This is a genomic window from Vibrio sp. V03_P4A6T147 (assembly GCF_002241085.1).
GTDB classification, from domain to species: Bacteria; Pseudomonadota; Gammaproteobacteria; order Enterobacterales; family Vibrionaceae; genus Vibrio; species Vibrio anguillarum.
The window spans coordinates 1-2,227 of the sequence record NZ_NDIO01000053.1 but is presented as its reverse complement, the minus strand read 5'-3'; the positions used below and the strand labels follow the sequence as shown (position 1 = coordinate 2,227).

Annotated in this window: 2 protein-coding genes and 1 pseudogene; 1 reads left to right on the top strand and 2 read right to left on the bottom strand. The window is 43.8% G+C overall.

Going from position 1 to position 2,227, the window contains the following annotated elements:
* Window positions 1–845 (top strand): LysR family transcriptional regulator (locus B9J84_RS01915; protein ID WP_094123413.1); only part of this gene is annotated, 845 nt, incomplete at its 5' end.
* Between the two features lie 93 nt (window positions 846–938).
* On the opposite strand, the gene mglC is transcribed toward B9J84_RS01915, so the two are convergent.
* Together mglC and B9J84_RS01905 are read right to left on the bottom strand one after the other, a co-directional pair.
* Entirely contained in the window at window positions 939–1,946 is a 1,008-nt protein-coding gene (mglC, locus tag B9J84_RS01910) for a galactose/methyl galactoside ABC transporter permease MglC (protein ID WP_013856962.1), read from the bottom strand.
* 10 nt (window positions 1,947–1,956) lie between these two features.
* Window positions 1,957–2,227 (bottom strand): annotated as a pseudogene (locus B9J84_RS01905) (sugar ABC transporter ATP-binding protein); the annotation flags it as partial.

Below are 2,227 nucleotides of genomic sequence, written 5' to 3'. Positions count from 1 at the left end.
CCGCTTCAGTCACACTAAAACTGCAAGAGCTTGAACGCCACTATGGCGTGAAATTGCTGCAAAGAACCACACGTAAAATTGCATTGACGGAAGCCGGCGAACGTTTCTATCCATTATGTTTACAAACCTTAGCCAACATCACTGAAGTCGAGTCTTCGCTATTCGCCGAGAAAACACACTTGGAAGGCAATATAAAAATTTCAGCACCCAAAGATCTCGGGCGACAACATTTGCTGCCACTGCTCGACTCCTTCTTAGCAAGACATCCTAAAATTGTGCCTCAGATTACCTTTAGTGACAGTGTGTTAGGGATATATGAAACAAAACTTGATTTGGTATTGCGTTACGGCACACTCAAAGATAGTCAATTGGTTTCCAGAAAATTAGCAACAAGTCGCCGCGTTCTTTGTGCCTCACCCGCATATTTAGCGTGTCATGGTCAACCGACGCACCCAGAGGATCTCAAACAGCATGCTTGCTTGGGTATGCTACGCAAAAGTGAATCATTAACGCGTTGGTCTTTTCTTAAAGGAGATGTCGTTCAAGATATTCTGATCAAACCATCACGTTTGTCTAATGATGGCGAAGTGATTCGCCAGTGGGCACTCGAAGGCGCAGGTATTGCACTCAAATCACAACTCGATATTCAACCCGACCTCAATGCTGGGAAACTCGTTCTTCTCTTGGAAGATTATCGGCAAAGTTTTAGTTCACACGATTTGGCCACAGGATCGGACTTGCATCTGCTCTCTCCCAATCGTGATCACCAACCGTCACGTATCAAAATATTGATCGAGGAGATTGTGCGCTATTTTGAAAAACGTACGCTTCCTACTGGGCAATAGCAAAAGAGCGCCGATAAAGGCGCTCTTTGTTTATTTTATTTCGACAATTTTCGGCGATTAAATGTCGAAAATTGTATTTTTGCTCTTAGGCGGCTATTTCTTATTCGCGTACTTCATTGAGTCCAACGCGACAGCGAAAATAATAATGCCACCTTTAATGATGTACTGCCAGTAAGGGCTCACGCCAATGTAGGTCATACCATAGTTGATCACAGTGAAGATAAGCACACCCGTGACCACACCCGCAATGCTTCCGACGCCGCCAGCAAATGACACGCCACCCACAACACAGGCTGCAATCGCATCCAACTCGTACAGGAAGCCAAGGTTATTGGTCGCACTGCCGATACGGCCAGCTTCCAACATACCGCCAAACGCATAGAACACACCCGATAGAGCATACACTTTCAGTAGCGTCAATGGCACATTAACACCAGAAACTTTTGCGGCTTCTGGGTTACCACCGACCGCGAAAATGTTCTTACCAAAAACGGTCTTATTCCACAAAATCCATGTAAAGATAATCGCGATAATGGCGTAGAAGGTTATGTACGAAAACCTAAAATCCCCGAATCGAATAAAACCTTGAGTGAATGAAGAGAAACGCTCATCAAAACCTGCAATTGGAGATGCACCCACCGAATCGTAGTAGAGAGAGTTAATCCCGTAGACGATGATCATGGTGCCTAATGTGGCGATAAACGGCGTTACTTTTAAATAAGCAACAATCACACCGTTCACTAAGCCGATGATCGCGCCGATCGCGCACACACAAAGAATCACAGCCACAATCGGCACGTCACCAATGCTGGGGAATACTTTGTTGACGTTATCAATTGATTGTAAAAGTGTTGCCGAAATTACAGCGGCTAAACCCACTTGACGTCCAGCAGAAAGGTCGGTTCCTTGCGTTACAATCAGCCCCGCCACACCCAATGCAATAATAACGCGCACTGAAGATTGCGTTAATATATTACTAAAGTTGCGTAAACTTAAAAATGATGGCTCCTGAATAATAATAATTGCCAGAAGAATAAATAGAACCGCATAGATCGCACCTTCCTTTAGGTGCTTCATTGCAAATGTTTTAACTGAATCCATAATAATTTCCCTAGAGGTAACGAGAGGCCAGCTCTAATATTTCATTCTGTGAAGTGTCTTTAGTATTAACGATTCCCGCAGCTCGGCCATTACTCATCACCAATATTCTATCGGTAATGCCTAACAACTCTGGCATTTCGGAAGAGATAATAATAATCCCTTTATTCTTTTTCGCTAATTCCAATATCAATTGATAAATTTCAAACTTTGCTCCGACATCAATACCCCGAGTCGGCTCATCAAGCATTAATATTTCTGGCTGAGTTAACAACCAACGGCCA

Coding starts and splice junctions, on each gene's coding strand:
- mglC (WP_013856962.1), bottom strand. CDS start 1,946: ATGGATTCAGTTAAAACATTTGCAATGAAGCACCTAAAGGAAGGTGCG.